Raw genomic sequence first — 12,381 nt, forward strand, 5'->3', positions numbered from 1 at the left:
ATAAAAAGGGGAACCGAGATGCGCTGGAACCAGTGGTACAGTCTCAGGAGCTACGCCAAGTCCTCACTCTGGATCGTTCCGTTCGTCGCGCTCCTGCTTTATCTCGTCGTCATCCGCGTGGTCTATGCGATGGACGCGTTGATCGCCTGGGTGCCTTTGTTCCCTTGGGGGATAGCGGGAACGCAGGCGATGCTTCAGCTGATCATCACCCTGACGCTCACCTTCATTGTCTTCACCTTTGGCTCCCTCCTCGTCGCCATCCAGATCGCCGGCGGACAGCTCTCGCCGCGCATCATCGCCACCACATTGCTGAGCGACAACGCCATCCGTTTCACCGTCGGCTTGTTCACCTTCACGCTTCTGTTCGCTGCGGGTGTGCTGGCCAGGCTGGAGACGACCGTTCCCCATGGCGTCGGGGGAATTGCAGGCCTTCTTGGCTTCAGCTCCCTCGCGGCCTTCCTCTACCTGATCGACTACGCGGCGCGATTGTTGCGGCCGGTCAGCATCATCTGGCGGGTCGGGGAGGGAGGGCGCGCGGTCATCGAAAGTGTCTATCCGGCGCCGGCCGAGATATCGAGCTCTCCGGGGAACCTGCCCCGAAAGCGGCCTGCGCCTGCCCGGACGATCCTGCATCAGGGTAGGTCCGCGATCGTTCTGGCGGTGAATCTGAAGGCTCTTGTCGCCGTGGCGCAGAAAGCGAATGCCGTCGTCGAGTTCGTGCCCCGCGTCGGCGACTTCGTCGCGACGGAAGACCCCCTGTTCCGGCTGTACGGGGATGTCGCCGCGATCGACGATCGACGGCTCAGGGGCCTGGTCGCCTTCGGGCCGGAGCGAACGATGGAGCAGGATTCCACCTTCGCTTTCCGCATCATCGTCGATATCGCGATCAAGGCGCTGTCGAAGGCCATCAACGATCCGACCACCGCCGTACTCGCGATCGATCAGCTGCAGCGGCTGCTTCGGGTGGTCGGCAACCGGCACCTCTACGACGAGGAGATAAGAGATGGATCCGGGGAAATTCGTGTGATCTTCCGGACCCCGAACTGGGAGGATTTCGTACAGCTGACGTTCAGCGAGGTACGTCTCTACGGCGCCGAGAATTTCCAGATCGCGAGGCGGCTGCGCGCCATGATCCTCAATCTGCTGCAGACGCTGCCGGAGCATCATCGCGCCGCGCTGCGCAACGAACTGGAACTGCTCGACCGGGCGCTCGAGAAGGTCTATTCGCTGCCCGAGGACCTGGCCCTTGCCCGCGTTCCGGATCCACAAGGGTTGGGAGGATCGTCGGGGCAGTAGGGGGCGACCTCGGGGTGGTCGTGGCAATTCTGGAGCGCGCGCTCAGCGGGCAGACGCGAGGCGGCTTTCCCGGGCACCGACCCTGGCGATGAGGTTCGATCCGTATTGACTGGAGAAGTTTGCAGGATGAGATTGAGATCGATATCGCGCCGGTGAAGAGCGGCGCCGGGAGTTTCCTTCCGAAGGCTTCGTTGCGGGCGGTTTCGAGGCGAAGGACGGTCAGGATGACTGTCCTACCGTCGTGAGCAGGGCGTATCAGGCGTCGTTTCGAAGCACTGGGGGAAAAGCGGAAGCTCATGAGACACTATCTTCTCGGCACGACTGCGATCGCCGCGGCGGGGCTCGCGGCCGGCTCGGCAATGGCGGCGCAAGGAGTCCAGTTGGGAATCGGCGGCTATTACGGCGCCGCGGCGGGACTCCTGTTCAGCCAGGACAGCGGCACGGGGGACCCGGGCGAGCACACGCGCGATGTCGTCTTCCGGCAGGATGTCGAGATCCATTTCAAGGGTGAGACGACGCTCGAGAATGGCCTGACGATCGGCGCCAGGATCGAGATGGAGGGGCAGCAGTCGGACGACCAGATCGACGAGGTCTGGGCCTATTTCAAGGGCGGATGGGGCGAGGTCCGGTTCGGCGACCAGGACGATGCCACCGAAGATCTGCAGTATCTGATCCCGTCGGCATCGAACATCTTCGGCGTCGACACGCCCTATTTCGAATTCTCCAACAACCACGGCAACAACTTCAGCAACGGCTCGTTCCAGACCAACACGACATTGCTGCAAATGTCGGGTGACGCGACGAAAGTCATGTATTTCAGTCCGACCTTCGCCGGTTTTTCTTTTGCGGTGTCATTCGCGCCGGATCGCCGCGGCGAGGACTCCTACTCCTACTGGTCGCAGACCGGCGGCACGACGCTCAGCAACAACTCGGGCCAGATCCAGAACGTCGTCTCGGCGGCGGTGAACTTCGACCATGATTTCAATGGCGTCACCCTGGCGACGGGCCTGGGCTTCTCCGAAGGTCAGTTCGAATCGACCGGCGGCAATCACAATGTCGCCATGACCTGGGGCATGGACGGCCATCTGGACGTCAGTTTCTCCGGCTTCACGATCGGCGCCAGCGGGCTGTGGCGCGACAATTGGCAGAGCGCCAGTGGCGCCGATTACTGGGTCGCCGGCGTCGGCGGCACCTACAACTGGGATGTCTGGACCGTCGGTCTCGCCTGGTCGCACGGCGATTACGAGTATGCCAGCAGCGGCAGCTCGTCGGACCTGATCGACATCATCGAGTTCACCGGCCGATACGATCTGGGCCCCGGTATTTCTCTTGATGGCATGGCCGGCTATGTCGCCCAGAACTCCGGCGGCAATACGGGCCACCAGGACGACAATACCTGGGAAGCCGGCGTCGGCTTCTTTATCGGCTTCTGATTGGGCCGGCTTCACGCCACTGCCTGAAAAGGACAGCATTGCTGTTATTGTTTGAGCGTCTGCATCGGTCTGTTTGGCAGGCCGATCGCTTATTCGTGGGCTGAATTGGCGCCTCCGGACCAGCGAGCTGAAATGATTCGATCCGATCGGCGAGGGTGGCGACGCAACCGGGGGAAACCTCTTCAATCTCCATGTGACAGGGGAATTAAATCTTGACCCAGGAAGTCTTTGCCCCATTGTCTTGATCTAGGTCAGGGGCCTGCTTCTCGAGCTTTGGTATCGGTTATCGAGCAGCAGCAGGGGATGGAGAGCAACATGGCCGCGACAACCGATACTGTGGCCGTTCCGACGGCAGCACCGGCCGACCACAAGCTAACGCTGATACCGCTGATCGCCTTGGTGGTCGGCTCGATGATCGGGGGAGGGGTCTTCAACCTGCCCTCGGATATGTCGAGGGGTGCGTCGCCCGGCGCGATCGTCATCGGATGGCTGGTGACGGGCCTCGGCATGCTGATGCTGGCCTTCGTCTATCAGGATCTCGCCGTCCGCAAGCCGGCGCTCAATGCCGGTCCCTACGCCTATGCCAAGGCCGGCTTCGGTCCCTTCATCGGATTCAACAGTGCCTGGGGATATTGGATCAGCGCGTTCCTCGGCAACGTGGCCTATGCGGCCGCGATCTTCTCGGCGCTCTCCTATTTCCTTCCGATCTTCGGCGGCGGCAGCAACCTGCCGTCGATCGTCGGTGCATCGGTCGGCGTCTGGGCGATCCATTTCCTTGTCCTCAAGGGGATCCGGCAGGCCGCCTTCATCAACGTGGTCACGACGATCTCGAAGCTGGTGCCGATCTTCCTGTTCCTGCTGATCGCGATCATCGCGTTCCATTGGGACAAGTTTACGTTCAACTTCTGGGGCCAGCCGGATGCGGCCGGGCAGGGTGGCCTGGGCTCGCTCTTGTCCCAGGTGAAGAGCACGATGCTGGTGACCGTCTGGGTCTTCATCGGAATCGAAGGTGCCAGCGTCTATTCCACGCGCGCGGCCAAGCGTTCCGATGTGGGGCGGGCCACGCTCATCGGCTTCATCGGCTGCCTCGGGCTCTATGCGCTGGTGTCGTTGTTGGCGACGGGCATCATGAGCCAGACCGACCTCGCCGGTCTCAAGGTCCCGTCGATGGCCGGTGTGTTCGAATCGCTGGTCGGGCCCTGGGGCGCGGCCCTGATCAATCTCGGCCTGATCGTCTCGGTCGGAGGTGCCTATCTGGCATGGACCCTGCTCTGCGCCGAGATCCCCTATGTCTGCGGCCGGGACGGGACCTTTCCGAAATGGTTCGCGGTGGAGAACCGCAACGGATCGCCGGCGAATTCGCTCTGGGTCACCAACGGATTGATCCAGCTCTTCCTGGTGCTGAGCTATTTCTCCCAGAGCGCCTATCAGTTCTTCTACTTCATCGCCTCGGTCGCCATCCTGCCGCCCTACGTGTTTTCGGGAGCCTATGCGCTGAAGCTCGCGATTACGGGCGAGGGCTACCAGGCCGGGGACAAGGCGCGCGGGCGCCAGCTTCTTGTCGGCCTGATCGCCACGATCTATGGCGTCTGGCTCGTCTATGCCGCGGGGCTGCAGTATCTGCTGATGTGCGCGATCCTGTTCGCACCCGGCATCCTCGTCTATGCCAAGGCTCGCAAGGAGCAGGGCGGACGGATCTTCACCGGTGTCGAGATGATCATCGCCATCGCCCTTGTCGCAGTCGCGCTTTGGGCCGGTTGGCAAATGTGGATCGGCGAGCTCAGCCCTCTCTGAAACGCGGCCTATGCCCGCGCCACCGGCGGCAGGCCCCCATCCAAGGAAGATCTCAATGAGCGAACTAGGCGTCCATTCCGAAGTCGGCAAGCTTCGCACTGTGATGGTCTGCAGGCCAGGCCTCGCGCATCAGCGGCTCACGCCGGCCAATTGTCACGACCTGCTCTATGACGATGTGATCTGGGTCCATGAGGCGCAGAAGGACCATTTCGATTTCGTGCTGAAGATGAAAGAGCGCGGCATCGAGGTGCTCGAGCTGCACGACATGCTGGCCGAAACCCTGGAGACGAATGAAGGCCGGAATTTCATCCTCGACCGCCGTCTTTCGGCGAATGCGGTCGGTATTCATACCGGCCGGGCCTTGCGGCCCTGGCTGAATACGATGGAGTCGAAGAAGCTGGCCGAGCATCTGATCGGCGGCATCGCCATCAAGGAACTGCCCGACATCGAGGGCAAGAGCGCGCTGCTCGAGACGCAGGGGGGGATGGACTTCGTCATCCCGCCGATTCCCAACACGCTGTTCCAGCGCGACCCTTCCTGCTGGATCTATAAGGGCGTCACCGTCAACCCGATGTTCTGGCCGGCCCGCCAGCCGGAAACCCTGCTCCAGCGCGCGATCTACAAGTTCCATCCTCGATTCAAGGGCGCGGATTTCAAGATCTGGTGGGGCGATTCGGATGAGAACTTCTCCGGCGCCTCGATGGAGGGCGGCGATGTGATGCCCATCGGCAAGGGCATCGTTCTGATCGGCATGGGCGAGCGCACGACGCGGCAGGCCGTTTCGCAGGTCTGCCAGAGCCTCTTCAAGAGCGAAGCGGCGACGCGGGTGATCGGCTGCGTCATGCCGAAGAGCCGGGCGGCGATGCATCTCGATACGGTCTTCACCTTCTGCGATCGCGACCTGGTGACGGTGTTCCGTGACGTGGTCGACCAGATCCGGTGCTACAGCGCCTATCCGACCGGAAAGAGCGGCGATTTCGAGTTCAGGAAGGAGGAGAAGCCTCTCCTGGATGTCGTTCGCGACGCGCTGGGATTGAACAAGCTGCGCGTGGTCCAGACCGGCGGCGATGCCTACGAGGCGGAGCGCGAACAGTGGGACGACGGCAACAATGTCGTGGCGCTCGAGCCCGGCGTCGTCGTCGCCTACGATCGCAACATCTATACGAATACCCTGCTGCGCAAGGCCGGGGTCGAAGTCATCACGATCCGCGGCTCGGAGCTCGGCCGCGGCCGGGGCGGCGGGCATTGCATGACCTGTCCGATCTCCCGCGATCCGGCCTACTGACCGGCCATCCCCGCATCAAAATCGAAATCGAGGAGCAACCCGATGAGCTTCAATCTCCGCAATCGCTCGCTGCTGACCGTCCAGGACTATACGCCGCGGGAGTTTCGCTATCTTCTGGATCTGTCTCGCGACCTGAAGCGCGCGAAATACGCCCGGACCGAGCAGAAGCATCTCGACGGCAAGGAGATCTGCCTCATCTTCGAGAAGACCTCGACCCGGACACGCTGCGCCTTCGAGGTGGCCTGCCACGACCAGGGGGCGCATGTCACCTATCTGGATCCGGCGGGATCGCAGATCGGCCATAAGGAGTCGTTCAAGGACACCGCCCGCGTCCTCGGCCGCATGTTCGACGCGATCGAATATCGCGGCTCGTCGCAGAAGGGCGTCGAGCAGCTCGCGAAATATGCCGGCGTGCCGGTTTATAACGGCCTCACCGACGAATATCACCCGACCCAGATGCTGGCCGACGTGATGACCATGCGCGAGCACAGCGATAAGCCGCTGCATCAGATCAAATACGCCTATGTCGGCGATACCCGGTCCAATATGGGCCATTCGCTCATGATCGTCGGCTGCCTCATGGGCATGGACGTCCGCATCGCCGGCCCGAAGAAACTCTGGCCCTCGGACGACTACCGGAAGATCGCCGAGACCCTGGCCGAGGCCTCGGGAGCGAAATTGACCATCACCGACGACCCGAAAAAGGCCGTCAAAGGGGTCGACTTCATCCACACCGACGTTTGGGTCTCGATGGGCGAGCCGAAGGAGGTCTGGAAGGAACGGATCAAGCTCCTGATGCCCTTCCAGGTGAACGACAAGCTGATCAAGGCCAGCGGCAATCCGCAGGTGAAGTTCATGCATTGCCTCCCGGCCTTCCACGACACCGAGACCAAGGTCGGCAAGGAAATGGCCGATACCTACGGAATCAAGGACGGACTCGAGGTCACCAATGCGGTGTTCGAGTCAGACTTGAATGTCGCGTTCGAGCAGGCGGAGAATCGCCTCCATACCATCAAGGCGATCCTCGTCGCGACCCTCGGAGATTGAGCCATGCGCGTGGTCATTGCGCTGGGCGGGAATGCGCTCTTGAAGCGCGGCGAGCCGATGACGGCCGAGACGCAGCGGCACAATATCCGCATCGCCGCGGAGGCCATGGCGCCCGTTGCGAAGGAGCACGAGCTGGTCATCAGCCATGGCAACGGGCCGCAGGTGGGATTGCTCGCTCTTCAGGGTGCCGCCTACAAGCCGGACGAGGCTTATCCGCTCGACGTGCTGGGTGCTGAAACCGAGGGCATGATCGGCTACATGATCGAGCAGGAGATGGGCAATCTGCTGCCGTTCGAGGTGCCGTTCGCGACGCTGCTGACCATGGTGGAGGTCGACCCGGAGGATCCTGGTTTCAAGAACCCGACCAAGTTCGTGGGACCGGTCTATGAAAAGCCGGACGCCGACCGCATCGCCAAGGAGAAGGGCTGGGTGTTCAAGGCGGACGGGCCGAAATGGCGGCGCGTCGTTCCGTCGCCTCAGCCCAAGCGGATCTTTGAGATCCGGCCGATCAAGTGGTTGATCGAGCACAATACCGTCGTCATCTGCGCAGGCGGCGGGGGCATTCCCACCATGTATGAGCGCGGCGCCAGCCGGAAGCTCGTCGGGGTTGAGGCGGTCATCGATAAGGATTTATGCTCGGAGCTGTTGGCGCGAGAGCTCGAGGCGGATCTCTTCATCATGGCGACCGACGCACCCGGCGTTTACATCGATTTCGGCAAGCCCGAAGCCAAGGTGATCCGTCAGTCGACGCCGGCCGCGATCGGGAAGTACAGTTTTCCGGCCGGATCGATGGGCCCCAAGGTGGACGCGGCCTGCCATTTCGCGACGGCGACCGGGAAGACCGCGGCGATCGGCGCCCTGGCCGACATCCCGGCGATCGTCCAGGGCAAAAAAGGAACGCAGATTTCGAAGCGCTTCGACGGCATCACGTTTCATTCGTGACGGTCGCGGGCGAGGCGCAGGATCGAACGTCAATAATGGCCGGCAATCCCGACCCGACGGGGCTGCGCAAAGGAGCAGTGAATGAGCAGCAAGATCAGTCCGCCCAAGGACCTTCGCAAGATCACCGAAGACGTGGAGATGGCCAAGGCCAAGGAAGCCCTGAGCCGAAGCGACACACTGGCCAACGCCGAGCGCGAGCTTCGCGAAGAATTCATGCAGAAGGATCTGCGGCCCGACGTTCATGAACGTGTCGAAACGGCATTGCGCCGGGCGGCAGAGATGGGCATGACTTCCGTCAAGGTGATGGAGTTCCCGGCGACCTATTGCACCGACAGCGGACGCGCCATCAACAATGCCGAGCCTGACTGGCCCAAATCGCTGCAAGGCTGGGCGGAGCGCGCCTACAAGTTCTTCCAGAAGGAGCTGGCGCCCAACGATTTCCATCTCCGGGCCGAGATCGTCGATTTCGATTCGGCCGGCCGGCCGGCCCATGTGGCCATCTATCTGGCCTGGTAGAGATCGGGTGCGCCGGCGCCCGATCGGCCTCACGCCGCGGTTAGGGAGCCCGGCCCGCTCTTGGCGACGTCGGCCAGCTCCGCGATGAGCTGATCGGTGGTGCGCTGCCGGCAATAGCCCTTGATCGCGCGCTCGGAGAAATCCTGCCGCTCCTGGCTGTAGGTGGCGCAGCAATCGGTCACCAGCGTCACCAGGTAGCCGAGATCGCCGCCGACCCTCACCGTGTTCTCGACGCATTGGTCGCTGAGCACGCCGAACACGATGATCTGGTCGAATCCCATGTTGCGCAGCAGATAGTCGAGATTCGTGGTGCCGAAGGGCCCCGAGGCGGTCTTGCGGATGATGATGTCGTCCTCCTCCGGTGCCACCTCGTCGATCACCGCCGCCTCCCAGGATCCGCGCGGATAATGCATCTGCGAGGCCTTGTGATCGATGCCGCGGTCGCGGCCGTCCCGGGTCAGGCTTTCGATCACGATATAGATGTTCTCGATCCCCATCTTGCGGGTCGCGGCCTGGAGCCGTCGCTGGTTCGGGATGACCAGTTTCTCGAGCCGGTCATAGAAATAGCGATAGCCGTCGTTCTTCGGCGTGGGCTCCAGGGGCCGATGCCGGACCTTCGCCGCGCAATCGGCATTCTGCATGTCGACGCTCAGCAGCGCGGTGCGGGCAGGGACGATGGCACGCTCGCGATAGCGCGGACCCATGGCTTCGGGGCTGTCGGGGCGGATCACATAAGTCATCGGTTCGGTCCTTCGGTCCTCTCTCGGGCGCCGCTCGTCTCGGGGGCGGCCGGATTATAGGCGAGCTTCCGGCGGGGCGGGAGGCCCCCTTGAGGCGGGGACCGAGGCCGGTGACGGCTCTCGACAGGGGGCAGCAGCGTACCGCTCGCGCTATGCAACGATAGCGCGGGAATGACCGCGAGGGCGCAGCTTTCCGGCTCGCGATCTGGTTACCGCATGGATGGGGCGTAGGCTGGGTCTCCGCCTATCTCTCGCTCACGCCGTTCGGCGATGTCGGCGAGAGTTCTTTCGGACCGGATGCTGCGGTCTATTGAGCGCGATGCGCGCTTGAGCTAAAGCGTCGCTCCCGATCATCTGGAAATCGAATCGATGGGGCTACCGGTCACGATCAGGGGCGATGGACAGGCCAGGCTTTGCCTGGCGCAGGGGATTCGCCTGGCGGCCAGGGCTATTGCCCCGAGCCTGGGCCCCAAAGGACGCACCGTTCTGCTGCATCGACCGCCGGCGCCGCCTGTCCTGCTGACTCACGGCTACGATATCGCCCGCGAAGTGGCGGCGAGCTGTCACGGGCCGGAAGCCCATGGCGCGCGGATCTTGAAGGAGACGCTGTTCGAGGTCGACCGTGACTTCGGCGACGGAACGTCCGCGGTCGCGCTGATGATGGCCTCGATCGTGTCGGCCGCAGTGCCCTTGGCTCATGCCCGCCTCCCCATGGGCGAGGTCGCCGATGCGCTGCTGGAGCTGGCGCCGGAGCTGAGGGGAAAAATCCAGTCCTACCGGGTCGATGCGCGCTTCGACGACATTGCCCTGGCGGTTGCCCGGACCGCCGCCCGCGACGAGGAGATAGCCCATCGTATCGGTGCGTTGTTTCTGGAACTCGGCGGCGACACGGTCATTCAGGTTCAGGAGGGCGAGGGCAGGGATATCGAAAGCGACATCAGACCGGGCACGACCATCGAAGCGTCTCTGGTGTCGCGCCATCTCTCGGACGATCCCGACCGGATACTGGTCCAGCTCAAGGAGCCTTATATCCTCGTCGCCGACGAAGAGATCAGCGATTTCGGCAGCTTGCTGCCTGTTCTCGAAGGGTTTGCCACAAAGCAGAAATCCCTGCTCATCGTCGCCCGCGACGTGACGGGGGCCGCCTTGCAGGCGCTCGTCCGCAACAAGGCCGAGGCGGGATTGCGGGTCGCGGCGCTCAAGGTCGGAAGCGTCGCCGAACGCGGCTATGACGCGCTCGAGGATCTGGCGATCGCGACCGGGGCGGAACTGCTGTCGGACCGGTTCGGAACGGATCTGCGAAAGATGCGCCCGCAGATGCTGGGCCGGGCCGAAGAGGCGAAGGTCGAGCAGAATTTCACCACGGTGATCGGCGGCGCTGCGTGCGGCGGTGCCCTGGAAACCAGGCGTAAAGAGATCCGGCAGCGGATCCTCGACGAACGATATTTGAGTTACGACCGCGAACAGCTCGAATTGCGATTGGCGCGTCTCGGCCGGGGCTTTGCCCGGCTCCATATCGGCGGCGTCACATCGGCGGACCGGTCCATCCGCCTGATGGCCGCTCGAAAGGCGGTCGCCGGCCTGCAAGCGGCGCGAAGCGGTGTGGTGCCCGGTGGCGGGACTGTCTTCCTGCAGCTCGCGGGAGGGCTTGCCGCGGGATCCGGCGATGGCGGGTCCCGCCAGCTCGCACGGCGTCTGGCGCGCAAGGCCTTGCGGCAGATTCCGGCCACGATGATCGGCAATGCCGGCGAGGACCCGCTCGTCTGGCTCGGGCGTCTCGAGGGCGCCAAGACGGCGAACGTCGGTCTTGATCTTGAGACCATGGCCTTCGGCGATCTGCGGCAGGCCGGCATCCTCGATCCCGCCTCCGTCCTCGGGGCCGCCATCGAACGGGCCTTTTCCGCTGCGGCAACACTGCTGCGCGCCGACCTTCTCGTCACCAGCTAAACCGGTCTTCGCCCCCGTATTCGCTCGACAAAATCAGAGTCGCCATCTTGATGTTATATGATATATCGTGTTTCAGGAGACGATGATCGAAACCGAGGGCCGATGCGGGTTTCACGCCAATCTCTCAGGACGTTTTGCAGGGCCGGCAGGTGGGCTCGCCGGCCGCTTCCGACCGGGGGATCGCGGTGAAGGAAGCTCCGACGGGTTCGATCGCGCGGCCGCCGCGGGCCCGCCCGCGGCCCGGACGCGAAGGTGTCGTCGCCGACGCCCGTGATGATCGGCCGATGCTCGAGGTGGTGGGGGCCACGCATGCCTATGGGCCGGTGGTGGCGCTCGACAACGTCTCGCTGACGGCCGAACGGGGCGAGTTCCTGACCATCCTCGGCGCCAGCGGTTCGGGCAAGACGACGATGCTTCGGATCATCTCGGGCCTGGAACGGCCGAGCCGGATAGAGCGCCTGGCCATTGATGGCGCGGATGTCTCCGACAAGCCGGCGTCGATGCGCAACTGCACGACCGTCTTTCAGAACTACGCGCTCTTTCCCCATATGTCGGTCGGCGAAAATGTCGGCTATGGCCTCAAGGTCCGCGGCGTGCCCAAGCCGGAAATTCAGTCACGGGCACTCGATGCGCTGCGTCTTGTCCAACTGGCGGACAAGGCCGATCGCCGCATTCACCAATTGAGCGGCGGCGAGCGCCAGCGCGTGGCGCTGGCGCGCGCGCTGGTGACGCGGCCGGCGATCCTCCTGCTGGACGAGCCGCTGGGTGCACTCGACGAGAAGCTGCGCCAGGAAATGCAGTCGGAGCTGGTCGAGCTGCATCGCACGTTGGGCATGACCTTCGTCTATATCACCCACAGTCAGGAAGAAGCCCTGACCATGAGCGACCGGGTCATTCTGATGCGACGGGGCCGCATCGAGCAGAGCGGATCGCCCGAGGCGCTGTTCGACCGCCCCGTCAGCCGCTTCGCCGCCGAGTTCATGGGGTTCGAGAACATCATTCCCGCCGTGGTGCGCGAGATCAGCGCGGGCCGGGTGATCGTCGAGATCGGGCCCCATGTCATCAGCGGCATCTGGACCGCGCCGGTCGAGCCGCGCCAGGGGGACCGCGTTCTGATCGCCGTCCGGGCCGAGCGGCTCATGCCGGTGCGCCAGGGTCAGTCCGGCGCCAAGGAAAACCTGATCGAGGCGACTCCGGGCCCGCGCACCTATCGCGGCAAATATGTGGATCAGGCGGCAACGACCTCGATCGGAACGATACGCCTGCGCGTGTGGGATCGCTCGACCCCGGTCGAGGATTTCAACGCCGTGACGTGGAGCCTGACGGACTGCGTGATCATACCGGCATAGGGCAAACCGGATCCAAAACAACGCCCGAGGAC

The 12,381-nt window shown here is 63.5% G+C and carries 10 protein-coding genes; 9 read left to right on the forward strand and 1 reads right to left on the reverse strand.

Annotated elements, in window-relative coordinates:
• The first annotated feature begins 18 nt into the window (after positions 1-18).
• The 7 genes from FRZ44_RS09375 (at position 19) to FRZ44_RS09405 (ending at position 8,313) form a co-directional block, all read left to right on the forward strand.
• Positions 19-1,296 (forward strand): DUF2254 domain-containing protein, encoded by a 1,278-nt coding sequence (locus FRZ44_RS09375; RefSeq protein ID WP_151176933.1) that lies wholly within the window; start codon positions 19-21, stop codon positions 1,294-1,296.
• A gap of 296 nt (positions 1,297-1,592) precedes the next feature.
• Positions 1,593-2,729 carry a porin gene (locus tag FRZ44_RS09380; RefSeq protein ID WP_151176934.1) on the forward strand — a complete coding sequence of 379 codons (1,137 nt, stop codon included), beginning with the start codon at positions 1,593-1,595 and terminating at the stop codon, positions 2,727-2,729.
• A gap of 315 nt (positions 2,730-3,044) precedes the next feature.
• A complete protein-coding gene (gene arcD / locus FRZ44_RS09385; RefSeq protein WP_151176935.1) occupies positions 3,045-4,523 on the forward strand; it encodes an arginine-ornithine antiporter in 1,479 nt (492 codons plus the stop codon).
• Between the two features lie 55 nt (positions 4,524-4,578).
• Positions 4,579-5,808, forward strand: coding sequence for an arginine deiminase (gene arcA, locus FRZ44_RS09390; protein WP_151176936.1), 1,230 nt, complete (start codon positions 4,579-4,581; stop codon positions 5,806-5,808).
• A gap of 42 nt (positions 5,809-5,850) precedes the next feature.
• Positions 5,851-6,855, forward strand: coding sequence for an ornithine carbamoyltransferase (locus FRZ44_RS09395; protein WP_151176937.1), 1,005 nt, complete (start codon positions 5,851-5,853; stop codon positions 6,853-6,855).
• Between the two features lie 3 nt (positions 6,856-6,858).
• Positions 6,859-7,797: a carbamate kinase gene (arcC, locus tag FRZ44_RS09400; protein WP_151176938.1), complete on the forward strand. Its 939-nt coding sequence runs from the start codon at positions 6,859-6,861 to the stop codon at positions 7,795-7,797.
• Positions 7,798-7,878: 81 nt separating this feature from the next.
• A complete protein-coding gene (locus FRZ44_RS09405; RefSeq protein WP_151176939.1) occupies positions 7,879-8,313 on the forward strand; it encodes a hypothetical protein in 435 nt (144 codons plus the stop codon).
• A gap of 29 nt (positions 8,314-8,342) precedes the next feature.
• Here FRZ44_RS09405 and FRZ44_RS09410 read toward each other — a convergent pair whose 3' ends face one another.
• Positions 8,343-9,053: a cysteine hydrolase family protein gene (locus FRZ44_RS09410; protein WP_151176940.1), complete on the reverse strand. Its 711-nt coding sequence runs from the start codon at positions 9,051-9,053 to the stop codon at positions 8,343-8,345.
• Between the two features lie 369 nt (positions 9,054-9,422).
• Here FRZ44_RS09410 and FRZ44_RS09415 point away from each other — a divergent pair, with 369 nt between their 5' ends.
• Together FRZ44_RS09415 and FRZ44_RS09420 are read left to right on the forward strand one after the other, a co-directional pair.
• Positions 9,423-11,000, forward strand: a complete 1,578-nt coding sequence (locus tag FRZ44_RS09415) for a TCP-1/cpn60 chaperonin family protein (protein ID WP_151176941.1) — start codon at positions 9,423-9,425, stop codon at positions 10,998-11,000.
• 284 nt (positions 11,001-11,284) lie between these two features.
• On the forward strand, positions 11,285-12,349 hold the full coding sequence (locus tag FRZ44_RS09420; RefSeq protein WP_151176942.1) for an ABC transporter ATP-binding protein: 1,065 nt from the start codon (positions 11,285-11,287) through the stop codon (positions 12,347-12,349).
• The last annotated feature ends 32 nt before the right edge of the window (positions 12,350-12,381 follow it).

This window comes from Hypericibacter terrae, assembly GCF_008728855.1.
Classification (GTDB): Bacteria; Pseudomonadota; Alphaproteobacteria; order Dongiales; family Dongiaceae; genus Hypericibacter; species Hypericibacter terrae.

Coding starts and splice junctions, on each gene's coding strand:
- FRZ44_RS09380 (WP_151176934.1), top strand. CDS start 1,593: ATGAGACACTATCTTCTCGGCACGACTGCGATCGCCGCGGCGGGGCTC.
- FRZ44_RS09405 (WP_151176939.1), top strand. CDS start 7,879: ATGAGCAGCAAGATCAGTCCGCCCAAGGACCTTCGCAAGATCACCGAA.
- FRZ44_RS09395 (WP_151176937.1), top strand. CDS start 5,851: ATGAGCTTCAATCTCCGCAATCGCTCGCTGCTGACCGTCCAGGACTAT.
- FRZ44_RS09375 (WP_151176933.1), top strand. CDS start 19: ATGCGCTGGAACCAGTGGTACAGTCTCAGGAGCTACGCCAAGTCCTCA.
- FRZ44_RS09415 (WP_151176941.1), top strand. CDS start 9,423: ATGGGGCTACCGGTCACGATCAGGGGCGATGGACAGGCCAGGCTTTGC.
- arcD (WP_151176935.1), top strand. CDS start 3,045: ATGGCCGCGACAACCGATACTGTGGCCGTTCCGACGGCAGCACCGGCC.
- arcA (WP_151176936.1), top strand. CDS start 4,579: ATGAGCGAACTAGGCGTCCATTCCGAAGTCGGCAAGCTTCGCACTGTG.
- FRZ44_RS09420 (WP_151176942.1), top strand. CDS start 11,285: ATGCTCGAGGTGGTGGGGGCCACGCATGCCTATGGGCCGGTGGTGGCG.
- FRZ44_RS09410 (WP_151176940.1), bottom strand. CDS start 9,053: ATGACTTATGTGATCCGCCCCGACAGCCCCGAAGCCATGGGTCCGCGC.
- arcC (WP_151176938.1), top strand. CDS start 6,859: ATGCGCGTGGTCATTGCGCTGGGCGGGAATGCGCTCTTGAAGCGCGGC.